Source organism: Candidatus Microthrix parvicella Bio17-1 (assembly GCF_000299415.1).
In the GTDB taxonomy this organism is placed as follows: domain Bacteria; phylum Actinomycetota; class Acidimicrobiia; order Acidimicrobiales; family Microtrichaceae; genus Microthrix; species Microthrix parvicella.
Genome location: NZ_AMPG01000001.1, coordinates 377,910 through 394,845, shown reverse-complemented (window position 1 = coordinate 394,845; position 16,936 = coordinate 377,910). Strand labels below are relative to the sequence as shown.

The 16,936-nt window shown below is 66.2% G+C and carries 13 protein-coding genes; 7 read left to right on the top strand and 6 right to left on the bottom strand.

The annotated features are described in order from the left end of the window. The first annotated feature begins 2 nt into the window (after positions 1-2). From MPARV_RS0101865 to MPARV_RS0101850, 4 genes are all read left to right on the top strand, one after another. Positions 3-989 (top strand): potassium channel family protein, encoded by a 987-nt coding sequence (locus MPARV_RS0101865; RefSeq protein ID WP_100221214.1) that lies wholly within the window; start codon positions 3-5, stop codon positions 987-989. Between the two features lie 81 nt (positions 990-1,070). Next, positions 1,071-4,655, top strand: coding sequence for an error-prone DNA polymerase (locus MPARV_RS0101860; RefSeq protein ID WP_020377026.1), 3,585 nt, complete (start codon positions 1,071-1,073; stop codon positions 4,653-4,655). Positions 4,656-4,811: 156 nt separating this feature from the next. After that, on the top strand, positions 4,812-5,837 hold the full coding sequence (locus tag MPARV_RS0101855) for an acyl-CoA desaturase (RefSeq protein WP_202948797.1): 1,026 nt from the start codon (positions 4,812-4,814) through the stop codon (positions 5,835-5,837). Between the two features lie 131 nt (positions 5,838-5,968). Then, positions 5,969-6,700: an AIM24 family protein gene (locus MPARV_RS0101850; RefSeq protein ID WP_012230593.1), complete on the top strand. Its 732-nt coding sequence runs from the start codon at positions 5,969-5,971 to the stop codon at positions 6,698-6,700. Here MPARV_RS0101850 and MPARV_RS0101845 read toward each other — a convergent pair. Further along, positions 6,681-7,301, bottom strand: coding sequence for a DUF998 domain-containing protein (locus MPARV_RS0101845; protein ID WP_020377024.1), 621 nt, complete (start codon positions 7,299-7,301; stop codon positions 6,681-6,683). The genes MPARV_RS0101850 and MPARV_RS0101845 overlap by 20 nt on opposite strands. 123 nt (positions 7,302-7,424) lie before the next feature. Between MPARV_RS0101845 and MPARV_RS0101840 the strand changes: the two genes are divergently transcribed. Next, complete coding sequence (locus MPARV_RS0101840; RefSeq protein ID WP_235045290.1) at positions 7,425-7,814, top strand: MmcQ/YjbR family DNA-binding protein; 390 nt, start codon at positions 7,425-7,427, stop codon at positions 7,812-7,814. A gap of 69 nt (positions 7,815-7,883) precedes the next feature. Here the strand turns inward: MPARV_RS0101840 and MPARV_RS0101835 are convergent, their stop codons facing one another. Then, positions 7,884-10,574, bottom strand: coding sequence for an efflux RND transporter permease subunit (locus MPARV_RS0101835; RefSeq protein WP_020377023.1), 2,691 nt, complete (start codon positions 10,572-10,574; stop codon positions 7,884-7,886). Between the two features lie 103 nt (positions 10,575-10,677). Then, positions 10,678-12,000, bottom strand: coding sequence for a DUF2254 domain-containing protein (locus MPARV_RS0101830; protein ID WP_012230597.1), 1,323 nt, complete (start codon positions 11,998-12,000; stop codon positions 10,678-10,680). Positions 12,001-12,018: 18 nt separating this feature from the next. Here MPARV_RS0101830 and MPARV_RS0101825 point away from each other — a divergent pair, with 18 nt between their 5' ends. Continuing rightward, positions 12,019-12,573 (top strand): phosphatase PAP2 family protein, encoded by a 555-nt coding sequence (locus tag MPARV_RS0101825; RefSeq protein ID WP_012230598.1) that lies wholly within the window; start codon positions 12,019-12,021, stop codon positions 12,571-12,573. A 67-nt stretch (positions 12,574-12,640) separates the two neighbouring features. After that, positions 12,641-13,894, top strand: coding sequence for a potassium channel family protein (locus MPARV_RS0101820; RefSeq protein WP_012230599.1), 1,254 nt, complete (start codon positions 12,641-12,643; stop codon positions 13,892-13,894). A 9-nt stretch (positions 13,895-13,903) separates the two neighbouring features. On the opposite strand, the gene MPARV_RS0101815 is transcribed toward MPARV_RS0101820, so the two are convergent. The 3 genes from MPARV_RS0101815 to MPARV_RS21995 form a co-directional block, all read right to left on the bottom strand. Next, positions 13,904-14,863 (bottom strand): cytochrome c oxidase assembly protein, encoded by a 960-nt coding sequence (locus MPARV_RS0101815; RefSeq protein ID WP_031277039.1) that lies wholly within the window; start codon positions 14,861-14,863, stop codon positions 13,904-13,906. Between the two features lie 30 nt (positions 14,864-14,893). Beyond that, entirely contained in the window at positions 14,894-16,069 is a 1,176-nt protein-coding gene (locus MPARV_RS22000) for an SCO family protein (protein ID WP_020377020.1), read from the bottom strand. A 115-nt stretch (positions 16,070-16,184) separates the two neighbouring features. Further along, positions 16,185-16,826: a copper chaperone PCu(A)C gene (locus MPARV_RS21995; RefSeq protein ID WP_020377019.1), complete on the bottom strand. Its 642-nt coding sequence runs from the start codon at positions 16,824-16,826 to the stop codon at positions 16,185-16,187. Positions 16,827-16,936 lie beyond the last annotated feature (110 nt).

Sequence of the window (16,936 nt, the reverse complement as noted above, 5' to 3'; positions counted from 1 at the left end):
CGATGGGGCAGGGACGGCGTCTGACCAACGCATTGATCGTGTTGGTTGGCGTGCTGGTGGTGGGCGTCGTCGGCTACCTGCTGTTGGGGTTCAGCCCGCTCGACGCGGTGTACCAGACGGTCACCACGGTCTCGACAGTCGGTTTCGGCGAGGTCAAGCCGCTGTCCCGACTGGGTATGGCCTTCACCATCGCGCTGATCATGGTGGGTGTCTCCTCGGCGCTGTATGCGTTCAGCGTGCTGGTTGAGGGATTGATTGAGGGTCGCATCAACGAGTTGTTTGGGAGACGCCGTATGAATCATTCCATTGCATCGTTGCGTGGCCACGTGATCATTTGTGGTTGGGGTTTGGTTGGTCAGGCGATCGCCGAGGAGGTTGCCGAGGCGGGGCGGGAACTGGTGATCGTCGACACCGACCCCGACTGTTTGGTGGGGGTCGACCATCGGGTGATCGTTGGCGATGCCACCGTCGACGATGTGCTGCGTCAGGCCGGTATCGAGCGTGCTGCCACGCTGGTGGCCGCGGTTGATGGCGACGCCGAGAACTCGTTCATCACGTTGAGTGCCCGTTCGTTGAGGCCGGACCTGTTCATCGTCACGAGGGCCCGCAGCCCCGAGAGCAGCGAGAAGCTGATGCGGGCGGGCGCCGATCGGGTGGTCAACCCGCAGAGCATCGGCGGTGTCCGCATGGCGGCCTTTGTGCTGCATCCCCACGTGGCCGAATTTGTCGACGTGGTGATGCACGAACGTTCGCTTGAGTTCCGCCTGGAGGAGGTGCCGGTGGCCGAGGGTTCGCAGCTGGTGGGCAAGTCTCTGCGTGACACCCACCTGCGCGACGAGACCGGTGCGCTCGTGCTGGCGCTGCGGCGCCTGGACGGTTCCTTCCAGACCAACCCCTCGCCCGACACCGCAATCACGATCGGCGAGGTGATCATCGCCATTGGCACTCAGGAGGAACTGGAGGCGCTGGTGGCCTTCGCCGCCCCGTAAACCCTCCGGCCGGGCGGCACGGACCTGGGCGTGGTGACGTTTGGCTCTTGAAAACGAACAGGCGTTCGATATGGTGTCTCCGTGGGATGGAGGAACCCAGCCAAGTCGTGGTCGGAGCTGGAAGCCCAGCTCTCGGCGGTCTCCGGATCACCTGGCCGTGCCACAAAGCGGGGGCCATCCCCATCCGGTGTCGACCCGGACGAACCGGCGACGCGAGGCGACGTTATCGAGCCTCGTCAACGTGGGGGAGTCCGGGGTCGTCCCAGACCGGACGGTGCCAAGCGGCCTGGTGCCGCACAGCGCCAACCACCGAGCCGGCGAAGGGGCGTCGCATACGCCGAACTGCACACCCACTCGCACTTCAGCTTCCTCGATGGCGCTTCGTCGCCGGAGGACCTGGCAAACGAGGCGGTCGCTCTGGAACTGGACGCGTTGGCGCTCACCGATCACAACGGCTTCTACGGCGTGGTGCGTTTTGCCGAGGTGGCACGCGAGCTGGGGTTGCCCACCGTGTTTGGCGCCGAGGTGTCGATCGGGGCGGCCGAACCCCGGGCAGGTGAGGGCACCAGCCACGATCCGGCCGCCCGCCACCTGGTGATTTTGGCTCGCGACCCGGAGGGGTACGCACGGCTGGGCACGCTGTTGTCGACCGCCCAGATGGCGGGACAGAAGGGGCGGCCACGGCTGAGCTTTGCCGAGGTCGCCGAGGCGGCCGGACGAGCCCGTGGGCATTGGGCGGCGCTCACCGGTTGTCGCAAGGGCACGGTGCCGGGGGCGTTGATGGCCGATGGGCCCCGGGCGGCCGCCCGTGAGCTGCGGGCGCTGACGGCGTCGTTCGGTGCCGACTCGGTCTTCGCCGAGCTGTGGGATCACGGCGACCCGCTGGACTCGGCCCGCAATGACGCACTGGTGCGCCTGGCGGCGGCGGCCGGGGTGCAGCCGCTGGCCACCAACAACGTGCACTACGCCACCCCGGCGGCCCGCCGCCTGGCAGCGGCGATGGCGGCGGTTCGGTCACGCTCCAGCCTGGACGCCAGCGATGGCCACCTGCCCGCCAACGGTGGTGCGCACCTGCGCTCGGGGGCCGAACAGCTGACGCGATTTGCCCGCTACCCGGGTGTGGTGGCCGCCGCCGGAGCGCTGGGCGCCGAGTGCGCCTTTGATCTGTCGTTGGTGGCCCCATCGCTGCCGCCGTATCCCTGTCCCGAGGGGCCCGCCGGCAAGCCGATGAGCGAGATGGCGTTCCTGCGGCGTTTGACCGAGGAGGGCGCCACCGTCCGCTACGGCTCCCGCCGGGCCGAGACCGCTCCGGGTGCCTGGACCCAGATCGACCACGAACTGGGGGTGATCGAACAGCTCGGGTTTCCCGGCTACTTCCTGGTGGTGTGGGACATCGTGGAGTTTTGCCGTCGCAACGACATCTACTGTCAGGGGCGGGGGTCGGCGGCCAACTCGGCGGTGTGCTTCGCCCTCGGGGTCACCAAGGCCGACGCCGTGCGCCTGGGCCTGCTGTTCGAGCGCTTCCTGTCGCCTGAACGCGAGGGACCGCCCGATATCGACCTCGACATCGAGTCGGGGCGCAGAGAGGAGGTGATCCAGTACGTCTACGAGCGTCACGGCCGCAGCCACGCCGCCCAGGTGGCCAACGTGATCACCTACCGGGGTCGGTCGGCGATGCGTGACGCAGCGAAGGCGCTGGGCTACTCGGTGGGCCAACAGGACGCGTGGTCCAAGGAGTTGGGGCGCTGGGGCCCGCTGCCCAAGCCCGGCGAGGGCACCGCCGAGGGGTTGAGCGCGCCGGACGCGGTGATCGAGTTGGCCGGGCAGCTTCAGGGCGCGCCACGGCACCTGGGCATTCACTCGGGGGGCATGGTGATGTGCGACCGGCCGGTGGTGGAGGTCTGCCCAACCGAGTGGGGGCGGATGCAGAACCGCTCGGTGTTGCAGTGGGACAAGGACGACTGTGCGACGGCCGGATTGGTGAAGTTCGATCTGTTGGGCCTGGGCATGCTGACAGCGCTGCACGCGTCGGTGGACCACGTGGCCGCCGCCCGGGGCGAAACCATCGACCTGGCGACGATCCCGCAGGACGACGAGGTGTATGACATGTTGTGCCGTGGCGATTCGGTGGGTGTGTTCCAGGTGGAGTCGCGGGCACAGATGGCCACCCTGCCTCGGCTTCAGCCGCGCTGCTTCTCCGATCTGGTGGTTGAGGTGGCGCTGATCCGTCCCGGCCCCATTCAGGGCGGCTCGGTGCATCCGTACCTGCGTCGCCGCCGGGGCGAGGAGCCGGTGACGTACCTGCACCCGCTGTGCGAGCCGGCGCTTCGCAAAACCCTGGGTGTGCCGCTGTTTCAGGAGCAACTGATGCAGTTGGCCATCGACGTGGCCGGGTTCACCCCCACGGAGGCCGATCAACTACGCCAGGCGATGGCGGCCAAGCGGTCGGCCAAGGCGATGGCCCGGCTGGCCAGGCGCTTCGACGAGGGCACCGCCGCCAACGGGCTGGACGAGGCCACCCGGGAGGAGCTGTGGTCCAAGCTGGCCGCCTTCTCCAACTATGGCTTTCCCGAGAGCCACTCGGTGAGCTTCGCCTACATGGTGTACTCGTCGGCCTGGCTGAAATACCACGACCCGGCGGCATTCCTTGCGGGCTTGTTGGATGCTCAGCCGATGGGGTTCTGGTCGCCGCACTCGCTGGTGCAGGATGCCCGACGCCACGGGGTGCAGGTGGACGCCCCGGACGTGGCGACTTCGGCGGCCAAGAGCCGACTGTGGTGGCCCGAGGGGTCGAGTGGCCATGGGGTTGACCCGGTTGATGGCGCCGCGGCGCCGTGGCCCGATCGACGGCATCGCTGGAACCGGCACCGGCCCCAGCCGCGGGTTCGGCTGGGGCTCTCCGGCGTGCGGCACCTGGGTGACGACGCGGCTGCGGCGGTGGTGGCGGGTCGGCCGTACTCGTCGGTGGAGGATCTGGCCCGGCGTGCCGGTTTGACCCGCAACCAGCTGGAGGCGCTGGCCACCGCCGGGGCGCTGGGCTGCTTTGATGACGAACAGCGGGGCGGACGTCCGCTCAGCCGTCGTGCCGCGCTGTGGGCGGTTGGCGCGGCGGCACAAAGCACGCCCGACAGGCTGGCGGGCATCGTCACCGGTGCCGAGGCGCCGCGCCTGCCGGGCATGGCACAGTGGGAGGAGGCCCAGGCCGACCTGTGGGCCACCGGGGTCTCGGCCGATGGGCACCCCACCCGGTTTGTGCGCCATCGTCTCGATGCGTTGGGGGTGTGTACCACCGACGGGTTGTTCTCGCTGCCCGACGGGGCGAAGGTGAAGGTGGGCGGCATCGTCACCCACCGCCAGCGTCCCCAAACCGCCGGGGGCACCATCTTCTTCAACCTCGAGGACGAGACGGGCCTGGTCAACATCGTGTGCTCGCCGGGCTGTTGGGTGCGCTACCGCAACCTCGCGCGCGATGCGCCTGCGCTGATCGTGTCGGGTCGCCTGGAGCGCACCGTCGACGATGTCGTGGCGGTTGCCGCAGAACGTTTCGACCCGCTGCCGGTACCCACCGGCACCAACCCGGGCGGGCGTTACTCGGGCACTACCGGCGGGCGGGGTCGAGGTTCGGGCGGCGGCCGAACCGGCCTACGTTCCCGTGACTTTCAGTAAACGGGCGTGTACCGGCGAAGGCACCGTGGTGGTAGCGTGAGGTGCCCAGTATCCTTCGTTGATTCGTCGTGGCCATTCCGGCGTCAGTCCCCCGACCATGCGAGGCCCCCCGTGCACACCGCCACCCACGGTCGACTCCCTGACGAACGCGTTCAGGTGAGGTCGTCCATCCCGTTCTTTCTGGTCCATTTGTCGCCGTTGGCGCTGTTCTTCACCGGCATCAGCCGCACCGCCGTGGTGCTGTTCATCGCCACCTACACGGTGCGGATGTTTTTTATTACGGCCGGTTACCACCGCTACTTCGCCCATCGCAGCTACAAGACCAGCCGGGTCTTCCAGTTCATCCTGGCCTTCGGCGGCACCATGGCCGTGCAGAAGGGCCCGCTGTGGTGGGCGGGTAACCACCGCCTCCACCACCGGTATTCCGACACCGAGGCGGACCTGCACTCGCCCATCAAGGGGTTTTGGTGGAGCCACATGGGTTGGATCCTGTCCGAGAAGTCTTCGCCGACACCCACCGAGGTGATCTCGGACTTCGCCAAGTACCCGGAGATCCGTTTCGTCAACGAGAAGGACTGGATCGGCCCGGTCACCCTTGCGGCGTTCTGTGCGCTCGTCGGTGGCTGGTCGGGCCTGGTGCTGGGCTTCTTCGTCTCCACCGTTGCCTTGTGGCACGCCACGTTCCTGGTCAACTCGTTGGCACACGTCATGGGCCGTCGCCGCTTCGTCACCAACGACACCAGCCGCAACTCGGCCATCATCGCAGCGCTCACCATGGGGGAGGGGTGGCACAACAACCACCACCACTACCCGGCATCGGCACGTCAGGGCTTCTATTGGTGGGAGTACGACGTGAGTTACTACGTGCTGAGAGCGTTGGCTGCCGTGCGGGTGGTCCACTCGGTGAAGGTGCCCAACGCCAAGGCGCTTGAGAACGCACGCCTGCGCGACGGCGCCTTCGATGTGGGCATGTTCAGGTCGCACCTGGAGCAGGCCGCCACCGCCGTGGTTGCATCCCGGGACAGCGCCGCGCACCTGATGACCGACGGCCGCGTCGCCATTGCCGATCGTGCCGGAGCGGCCCGTGAAGGTCTTGAGGCCATGATGGAGGGCACGCTGGTGCGCGCCGACGAGGTGGCCAAGCTGACCCGTCGCCCAGGCGTCGCCACTGCGGTCGAGTAGCGGGGCGTTCGGCGCCGGTGGGCGGTGAGGCGGACGGCATCGGCCACGGAAATCTCGACGATTTGGGTATGTGTACCCCTTAGGTTCGGTACTGTGCCAGTGCACACCATCGGACATGACGGGGATGAAACATGCCTATCCACTGCAACGAACTGACCACGTTCTCCGAAGCGGAGGCGACCGACCAGTTCGTCCACCAGAACAAGAAGTTGCTCAAGATCAACCTGGCGTACGGCCCCGTACATGCCCGCACGGGCTCGATGGTCGGGTACCAGGGTGATGCCCGCTTCGAGAACACGGGTTCGGGCGGCATGTCCAAGATGTTCAAGAAGGCCGTGACCGGCGAGGGCGTGGACGTGATGAAGATCACCGGTTCGGGCGAGGTGTTTATCGCTGACCAGGCCACCGACATCATCATCATGTACCTGGAGAACGACATGGTGTCGGTGAACGGCAAGAACGTGCTGGCCTTCTCGGACTCGATCGAGTGGGACATCCAACGGGTGGGTAGCGGCATGGCCGGAATGCAGGCAGGTGGTCTGTACAACGTGGTGCTGCGCGGCACCGGTTATGTGGCGGTCACCACCGATGGCCCGCCCGTCATGCTGGACGTGACCCAACAGGCCACGTTTGGGGATGCCCAGGCCGTGGTGCTGTGGAGCGCCGGGGTGCAGATGAACATCAAGACCGACACCGGCGGCATGAAGTCGATGCTGCGCGGTGGCACCGGAGAGACGTTCCAAATGGCATTCGGTGGGCAGGGCTTCGTCCTCATCCAGCCATCGGAGGGTGCCATGGGCGGTCCGGCAGCGGCCAGCGGCGGTGGGGGTGGCGGAGGCCTCCTCAGCCAACTGGGCGGCTAACGGCAGCGCCGTTCGGGCGTCCCGAGCCGCTTGCAGGTGCCGGGGTCCGGCCGGGACCAAGGCGACCCGTCAGGATCTGGGTGGACACGCTCACCAACCAAACATCCAGGCTCGTGAGCCCGACCCGTTGCAGAAGGCCGCTCGCCTCGACGAAGGGCGTTGCCGCCAACGTGGTTGTGGCCAGCACCGCGACGCCCAGCGACAGCGCGGCCAGCCCCCGTCGACCCGAAGCGTGAAACGGAGGCGTCGCCGCTGCGGCGGCGTAGACGAACAACACGTAGCCGGCGGCGGCCGCAAGCCCGTGGGCTGCATCGACCGTGTCGCTGCGGTCCAGCGGAAGTGCCGCCACGGCCGCAGTGGCCAGGCCCGTGCCCAGCACCCCGGTCCAGGCGCTGCCGGGAACGGCCCTGCGAACGGCGGCCGCGGCGGGCACGGAGGCCGCCGCAAATGCAAGGAACCCGGTGCTCATCAGCCACCGGGTGTCTGCTCCCACTGCGGCCAGCCTGCTGATGGCGTCGGTGATGGGGGAGTACCCATCGAGTACCACCGTGCCGGCGACCCACGCGCCGATGAAGGCCGCCGGGCCAACAATGCCGCCCACGGCCAGGCGCCGCCATCGTGGATCATCCGAAGGGCTGCTCGATCCACCGCCCAACGTCGGAAGTTGAGGGGACGGTCGCTGAGCATGTGTCACCACGGCAGCCTGCCACGCGACACTGTTGGCATGGCCGATGGCAACCACACCGAAGCTGAGATGTTGCATGCGCTGGAACGCGTCCGTGAGATCTGCATGGCCCTGCCCGAAGTGAGCGAGCGGTTGAGCCACGGGGCGCCATCGTTCTTCATCCGAGAGAAGAAGACGCTGGTGATGTTCCACGACGACCATCACGGTGACGGAGAACTTGGTATTTGGTGCCCTGCACCGCCCGGAGTTCAGGCACAGGTGACCGAGACCGAACCCGACCGCTTCTACGTGCCGGCCTACGTGGGGCACCGGGGCTGGTTGGGGATGCGCCTTGATCGAAACCCTGATTGGGCCGAGGTGGCCGCGGTGCTCACCGAGGCCTACCGGACGGTGGCGCCCAAGAAGCTGGTGGCACTCCTGGACGTGTGACTTCCGATGTCACCGCGCGGTTGTGGTGATTCGGGTATGGCGGGCCGCGCAGGCACCGTCACGACGACGTTAGGTTCGGGTGGGGGCGTCGATGGCGCCGTCGCCGGCTTTCGGACCGTCGGTGGTTGACGTGTCCTTCACCCGCTTGCGGCCGCCACCCCCACGGCTGGCGGCCAGGTCTTCTTCGCTGACCAGGTGGCGGCTGACCCACTCCCGGCCCTCGGCATCGGCCCAGACCAACATGGGCGGCAAGATCACCAATGCGGAGGCCAGCGCGATGACCACGTTGAGGGCCACGATTGCGCCGAAGTCACGCAGGAGGGGCAGCGGTGAGGTGGCGATGACGGCCACACCGGCAACGCCGGTGAGGCCCGACACGATGAACGCTCGACCCGTGCGGGCGGCTGCGGTGTCGGCGGCCTCAAGCGGCGCCATGTGCCGCTTTCGTTCCTCGACAAACCGTAAGAGCATCAGCGACGTGAACTCGGTACAGATGGCAACGATGAGCGGCCCGCCCACGGCGGTCATCGGCGAGAGCTTCAAGCCGAGTGCGAAGGCCACCAGCGATGCCATTCCGGTTGCGATCATGACCGGCACCAGCGAGAGCACCGATCGCACCACGCTCCGCAGTCGCACGGCCAGGAACAGGCCGACGAATGCGATCGACAGGTAGGTCAACAGGATTCGGTTGGACTCGATGTTCTCCAGCAGGCCGACACCAACCACGGCGAGGCCGGAGGGAACCGCCCTCACCCCTTCCGGAGAGGACTCCTTGACGTCGCCTCGGACGTCCTTGACCACGCCCTCACCATCGGTCAGCGAGGTGTAGCCCACCCGGAAGATCAGGTTGAGGTTCTTTGCCGCCTGACCGGGGCCGGTGGGTGGGGTTGCAGTGAACTCCTGCAGGCTCGGAGGTGCAACCTGCCACGCGGCCCTCACCAGGTCGGCGTTCGGCGCCCGAGGAACCTCGCCAGCGGGTGTCGCACCGGGAACGTTGAGGATGCCGCTGAGCGTGGTGACGATGCTGGATGCGGTCAACAGCGCCGGCGTGTCCTTGCCCTCCGAGTTGGTGAAGGTGCGTTCGCCCAACTGGTTGTAGGCGAATTTGTGCACAAAGTCGACCGTTTCCTGGTCGAACACGTCGTCGGAGCTGACGAAGATCCCAAGTTCGGACGAGCTCTTGGTCTGCTCCTTGATCGTGTTGATCTTCTTGATGGTGGGCGAACTCTGGTTGACCCAGTCGATCGGGTCGCCCTGGATGGTGAGGCTGGACTCCACCAACAGGCCACCGACGAAGATCAGTAGCGCTCCGATGGCAAAGGGGATGGCCAACTTGGACGGCAGGCTGCCGATTTTGACCACGAATCGACCCAGCCGACCTTCGGAGAAGTCTGTGTCGGAACTGGTCGGCGACTTGTACTCGCGGATGCCCAGTGCGGCCAGCGGTGCGATGATCGACACCACACAGATGACGGCGATGCCAACGGCCAGCAGCAGCCCGAAGTCGCGGATCATCGGCACCTTGGCGAAGCGAAGCGCCGTAAAGGCAAAGACGGCATCCAGGGTGACGACCAGCAGCGCCGGACCCAGGTTGACCGCCGCCTCCTGGATGGGGTGGTCCTCCCGGTCGAGTAACACCTCCTCCTCGATGCGGCTGTGCATTTGGATGGCGTAGTCGATGCCCACACCCAACATCACCGGCAGGCCGGAGATCGTGACGAGCGACAACGGAATACCCAGGTAACCGGCAAGGCCGAAGGCCCAGGTGACGCCGATGAGGATGACGCCAAGTGGCAGAAGCCGCCAGCGCACATCGAAGAGCACCAGGAGGATCAGAATCATCGCCAGGATCGCGATGGCGCCCAGCTTGAGGATCCCGCCGCGCAGGTAGTCGTTGATGTCCTTGAGCAGGGTGGGCGCGCCCACCACGGTGACCTCGGCCGCCGCAGGGTCGAGGTTCTTTGCCGCCTTGTCGATGGTGTTGGTGGTAAAGGTGGCGGCCTCACCCTCCAACTCGATCGACATGTTGCCCTTCAGCCGCGTGACGATCTGGGCCGTGTTCGCGTTGGGGAAGAACGGCCGCAGCGACTCGCGCACCTCGCCGGCGTTGTCGTAGAGCAGAAACTTGCGCCACTCAACATTGTCGAGTGTTCGCTCGGCCTCGGGAATGGCAAGGAGGCGGGCGGCGGTTGCGCCCGTGTCCTCGCTTCGCTTTGCGGCTTCGGTGGTGTTGCCGTCCGCCTCTGCCGCCGCGGCCGCTCCGAAGAGCGACTTTCCGGCGATCGACGCCGTCGGGTCCGATTCGGTCGGTAGCTCCGATGCGGTGATGGTGCCGTTGGCAAGTTCTTTGGCCTGTTCCTTGGTTGGCGGCGCCTTCTGGATCAGCGTGTCCGACAACAGCAACGTGTTGTACGGGGTGGCGACGGCCTCGATGCCATCCTGGGCGACCAGCGTCTTTTCGATCTCCTGGAAAATCTTCTGATTCTCCGGTGAGAGGAAGTCCTCGAGCGTCATGCCCTCGTCCAGACGGATCGCAGCCAACATCGCCTGGCCACCGAACAGGTCCTGATACTCGACGCTGTCCTTGAGGACCTGCTCGTCCTTGTTGAGGTAGGCGTCCTGGTCGGTGGCGAAGTCCAGCTTGGTCAGCCCGAAGCCCATGATGATCGTGATGGCCAACCCGACCACCGACACGATCCCGGCGTGCTTGCCCATGTTGACGGCCAGCCAACGCCAAGTCCTGTCCATACGTTCCTTCATGCGCACCGTTCCTTCATGAGTGACCTGGTGAGAAGTTAGTGGTGTGACCCAGGACACGACGATTCCTGCGGTGGGTGCTGCAACCGCCTGTGATCCGGGCGGCTCAGTGAGGTCCCCCGCCGAGACCCTGTTCGTCCGGGACCCGAGCCAGCTCGCGGTCGCCCTCGGGCAAGCCGGTCAGCACCGACAGTTCCAACAGTTCCAGATGCCTCGTAATCGGCCGGGCCCGCTCGGGTGCATCGCGGGTGGCCTCGGTCAGGTCGGCCAGCAGGGCCCGGAGACGTCGTTGCACCTGGACCGAAGTGGCTCCGTACTGTCGAATCTCGGTGAGTGCCAGATCGAGGTAGTCGTCCCAACGGTGGAGTGGGCGCATGGCTCGCAGCGCTCCAGGTTCGTCGAGGTAGTAGCCGGTTGGATAGTCGGCGGTCGCCAGGCGGCGCAGCAGGTCGTGGATCTGGTCGATGGCCTGCACCGCGGTGGTGGGGTCGTTCATCGCCGGTGAGAGGGCCTTCTCGGCTATGTCAACCAACTGGCGAAAGCCGAAGGCGGCGTCCTGGCCCATCGTGCGCTCGCGGCCAAGGGCAACGTGATCCCCCAACTGCTCCGGCGTTGGCATCCCGGAGTGTCCGGGATCGAACCAAACCCGGGCCAAGGGCGCACGGAGGGGCACGAAGTCGCCCACGTAGGGCACGATGCCGAGACAACAATGGTGGCGGCGGGCCAGCGCCACGAGCCCGGCCGAATCGATGTCGGTCACGATGCCCGGCCGGCGGTGGTTGTTGAGCACGGCGTCGGGTGGCCCCGATGGCAGCGTCGTTGGGTCGGGAACCGTCCCCGGTCCCATGAGCGCGCCGAGGGTTTCCCTGGTCTCCTCGGCGACCGCCTCGATGATGTGCACCACCCGAATCGCGTGGGCCACGTGATCGACGTAATAGATGAACACGCCGAGTGAGATCAGGGTGAGCAGGAATGCGCCCGAGACCGCAACGCTGGGGACAAACGCTTCCATCGCCTCGGACTGCGGCACCACCGAACGCAGCACGAGGATGCTGTAGACGAACGTGCCGAGCAGCATGCCGATCGCCACCTTGGTGCCACGATCGCGAAAGAACGTCCGCATGACACGGGGTGAGAACTGTTGAGACGCCAGTTGCAGGGCAACGATGGTGATCGACAAGCCGAGGGTGGCCATCGACAGAATGGCGGCTGCGATGGTGGACAGCAGGTCTTGGGCGCTGGAGGCGCCCCCGACAAACGTGTAGGGCACCCAGGCGGCCAGCGCGGAGTCGAAGGCCACAATGACCAGGGCGAGCACGCCGTACCCGGCCGCGAGCCCCATCGGCAGAAACCAGAGGCTGTCCGACAGCGCCTCCCGGGACGTGCCGATCCACAGGTGGCGCTTCTGGTTCTTGGTGGAGACCGCCACGGAGGTCAAGCTAGCTGGATGGAAGCTTTCAATACCGGCTTGGATGCGGTTGATGCGGTCGGCGAGCGGCTGGTGGCACCGCTTCGGGCTCAGGGTTTGATCGACCGGGCTGCGGTGGTCGCCTCGGGTGCCGGTGAGGGCGCTGCGGTGTGGTTTGGCTGGGGGGTGCTTCGCCTGATGGCGGACCGTCGGGACGACCCTCGCCAGGCCTTGATCGAAGCGGGTGGGCTGGCGGCGACCCTTGGCATCGAGTCTGCGGCGGTGAATGTTGGGCTGAAGGGGATTGTGCGACGTCCGCGCCCCGTGGAGGTGGCGCGATCCGGACGAGAGTTTCGCACCACCAGCTTTCCGTCCGGACATGCGGCGTCGTCGTTTGCCTCGGCCACCTTTTTGGGGCGGCCGGGTGCGTGGGGGTCGCTCTTCGGTGTGGCAACCGTGGTGACCACCAGCAGGGTGGTGCTCGGTGTGCATCATCTCTCCGACGTACTCGCCGGAGCCGTCGTGGGTGTTGGTTTCGGTTTGCTGGGCCGTCGGGCCACCGCAGCCTTGACCCGGCGGCTCTCTCAGGGCTGACGGGCCGGGCGCCCGGCAGTCGTCGGTGCAAAGGAACGCGCCGCACAGGTAGTGTGCGTTGGCGCCTATGGACGATCGCCCACGCAGTCTCCGAGCCATGCTGGCGGAGGCCAAGGACAACTCCGAGTTGATGATCGACCTGGCGTATGCCGCGGTGTTTTTCAACGATCCGGGGATGGCCGACGAGGTGGCGCACCTCGAGGAGCACATGAATGATCTCGTGCAGTCGATGCGGGAGGTGTGCATCCTGGCTTGTCGACGGCCGGCCGAGGCCGAGTCGATGGCCTCGGTGTTGCAGTTGATCTCGGCGATTGAGGGCATTGCCAACACCGCCATCGACATCACGCGAATCGTCACTCATCGGTTGGGAATCCCGCCTGAACTGATCGCCGACCTGTCCAACGCCGAGGAAGTGTCGCACCGGGTCTGGGTGCGGGACGATTCCCACATGGTCCGTCGCAGCCTGGCTGCCCTCGAGCTGCCAGTGGCCGCAGGCATGCGTGTCATGGCGATTCGCCGAGACCGTTCCTGGATCACCGATATCGACGGCGACGAGATCCTGCTGCCCGGCGACGTGCTGTTTGTCCACGGGTCGCCTGCCGGTCTGGTTCGTCTGCACGAACTGGCTGCGGCGCCCACCTGGGAGCCGCCCGCCCCGGCAACGTCGGGTGCGCTGACCGAGTTGGACCGGGCCGTCGACGTGTTGGTTGAGATGAAGAACATCTCCGAGGCGGCTGTTGGCCTGGCCTATTCGGCGTTGGCACTGCGCGACGACGGCCTGGCCTCCGAGGTGCTGCACCTGGCCGAACGTCTGGATGAGATGAAGGATCATCTGCAGCTGTGGGTGCTGCGCGCCGCCGCCAACGACGCGGATCATTCGAAGCTGCGGGGCCTACTGCAACTGTCTCAAGCAGCCGAGGAACTGGGTGACCAGGCCAATCAGATGACCTGGTTGATTCGGGAGGAGATGGACTTCCATCCAGTGGTGGGCATTGCGCTCGGCGACGCCGACGAGGTGGTGGTGCGCATGCCGATCGCGTCCGGCTCGCCGACCGATGGTGCAACCCTGCTGGAGCTTCAACTGGATATCGAGCCGGGCTTCGCCGTGCTGGCCATCCGCCGCGAGGGTCGCTATGTCTATCGCCCCAGGGGTCTTGCCCAGCTACACGGGGGTGACGAGTTGATCGCCACCGGCCCGGATGAAGGCCGGGCACGGCTGGCCGAGTTGGCCGGCTGGCGCCTGATCGATGAGGACGAGGAGGCCGGTGGCGGGTTTCGCCTGGAGCCGCTGCAGGCCACGTCAGCACAGCGCCCGGGCTGATCCCCTGTGTCAGTTCAACTGTTCGGGTTGGAGCCCGGCCATGGCCGGTACGTCGGGCTTGCGTCGGGCAGACGCAATGTCCTGAGCCGTCCGTTGATCGGATTCGGCATCGACCGTTCCGTCTGCGTGCACGAGACGTCCGTGGTACTTGGGCCCGAACTTGTTGGATAGGCCCGACTCGTTGGTCCACCGAATAAACATCGCCAGGATGGCGCCCCAAACGATCGGTGTGGCGCCCAGCTTCATGATCACCCCGGCGAACTGTTGGTCTTCCAGGGCCGACCAACTGGAGAGCACCCTGGGAGCAAGCTCGTAGGTGAGATACATCGGCTCTTCAGTGATGATCAGCGCTGCCGACGGCACGATGACCACGATGCCGACGGTGACGAACAGGTAGACCATCTTGCCGGGGTACGAGCTCAAGCGATGTGATTCGATCGGGCTGATCAAGGGCAGCCAGAGCGCTACCGCCCCGACGATCCACAACAGGTCCATGGCGAACGAACCCGTTTGGCTGCCCCGCAAAAAGTCGGTGACCGGTGGTGAGTGGGTGGTCACCATGATGATATTGAACGTGGCTGCTGCGACCAGTGGCTTTGACAGGAATCTGGTCGCCGACGTGAGCCGCAGCCCGGCGAGCGTCCTCCGAAACATCTCGGCCGGGACGCCAAGAAGTATCAGCGGGATTGCCGCCATCGTGTAGAGGATGAACTGGGCCATGTGGGCCGACGCCAGGTACCCGGCGCCGAGCGTTCCCAGCGGCCAGTCGCTGGCGCCCCAAAGCACCAGGATGCCCACAGTGAACAACGTCTTCTGCTTTCGGCTGGTTGTGAACCACCCTGCAGACCGCGCCTTTGAGGCCCCGCCGAAGTAGGCGAGCAGCGTTGCGCCCATCAACAGCCAGATACCCACGTAGATCTGGGGGGACCACGTCCATGGCTTCGTGCTGGCTGCGCACCACCAACTCATGGCGTTACCCCGATCATGAGAATCTCCTGCTCACTTGGACGCCCCGGCGACCGGGACCACGGGTACCAGGACATCGAGGTCACCCCCGCTCTCAAACGTAAACGTCACCGCCATCATGTCGCCGGCTTTGATCGGTTTGATGTCGATCAATTTTGCATAGACGCCGCCCGGCTCCAGAGGGACGCTGCCGTCGGCCGGAACCTCGAGAGCGGTCAGCGGCGCGCTTGCCGCAGCGCCCTCGGTGGACGCATCTCGGAACGTGACCCTGGCGGCCGACTGGGTGGTCACTGCGGTCAGTTTGTCGGCACCTCCGGAGTTCGTCACGGTGAAGTACAACGCACCGGCGTCCCCTGTTGACTGGCCCGGACTCCCCGGTATGCCGCCGTGACCCTCGTGCCTGGGATCCTTGACCGGCTTGGGGAGCGCCACCGCTCTGGCATCGGCGATGGTGAGGTTGCCCAACTTGGCGCCGCCCCATTGGACGGAGGGTTCGGTGGTGGTGGTTTGACCGACGGCCTGGTCGCCGCTCTCGGCCTTGATTTTGGAGAGGACCGGGATGTCGGCTGCGTATTGAGCGGTGCGGGTGCCGAACGGATACACGGTGTAGCCAAGGTCGTCGGGGGCGAATGCCAGCACCTGGCCCGCATGCGACACGGTGTATCCGCCCTCCGGGTCGGGCTTGCCGTCCTTGGTGTCGATCTGTGCCGGGGGAACCCCCGCGGCCAGCTCGGCGGCGCGGATCTCCTTGTCGGTGCCCGTCAGCCCTATGAAGTCCGGGTTGAAGTTGCCGAGGAACTTCTTGAGCGCCTCTGGAGTGTCACGGGTGGGGTCGGCGGTGACGAACACCACCTTGGCGGTCGGCATGCCGGGGCGAGCCAGGATTTCCGACAGCTGGGCCATGTGTACCGGGCAGACGTCGGGACAGTTGGTGTAGCCAAAGAAGAGAAAGGTCAGCTCACCTTTGGTTTCGTCGAAGAAATCGAATGGCTTGCCGTCGGGACCCGTCAGCGTGAAATGCGGACGTTCGGTCGGTTTGCCAAGCACCACACCTGCGAACTTCGACGGCGTATCGCCCGCCGCCTGTTCGGAGTCTTCGGAGCCGCACCCCGCAACGAGCAGCAGCGTCATGGCGGAGATGGCCAAGATGGCCCGCTTCAGCCCGACTCGCCGGCGTTTCAGAAGGTGAGCGGTGAGGGAGCTGCTCATGGTCGCACGCTAGGCCGATCTTTGGAGGTGGCACAGTCAGCGACGGAGGAAACCGGTCACATCGCCAGGCCGAGGCGTCGCCGGCCCCGGCCTGGCGGGCAGCGTGCGTGCCGGGTTAACCGTCGCTGTGAGCGTCGGCATCGTCGCCCTTGTCCGTGTCGTCCATGTGCCCGTCGCCCCCGAGTTCAGCCAGGGGCACCACGAGCACGTCCATCTCGACGTCGCCGGCATTCTTGAAGGTGAGGGTCACCGGCACCTCGTCGCCCGCCGCCAGCCTGTCCACCTTCATCATCATGGCGTGGGTGCCGCCGGGCTTGAGGATCACCGATGCTTGTGCCGGCACCTGAACGCCGCCGGGTAGTTCCTTCATCGCCGTGCTGTCGCCGTCCTTGATCGTCTCGTGAAGCTGCACCTCGGGCGACACCTTGGTGGTGACCGCCACCAGCGTGTCCGGCTGATCGCCGGTGTTGTCGATCGTCAGGAACATCCCGGTGGCCGGACCAGCGGGCTCTCCGATACGCGCCTCGGTGAGCTTGAGGTCGCCCACCTCGGCCGAACCGCCCTTGTTTGAGGCACCCATCTTCATCGACGTCGAGGTCTGAGCGGCCGCAGTCGTCTCGCTCGGGCTCGCCGAGTCGTCGGAGCTGCAGCCTGCGCCCAGCATCACACCGGTGACCAGAAGCGCCCCAAGGGCCAACTGCCGCGGCTTCCTGACCATTCGGAGGGTCTGACCGACGGGTGCGATGGTGTTTGTCATCATGTTGGCTTAGATGGCCACTGTGGTGAGCGGCAAGTTTTGGTTCTGTCGCTCTGGTCACATGATCGTTGGGGCTCCCGGACGATGGTCGGTATCCTCGCTCACCGTGA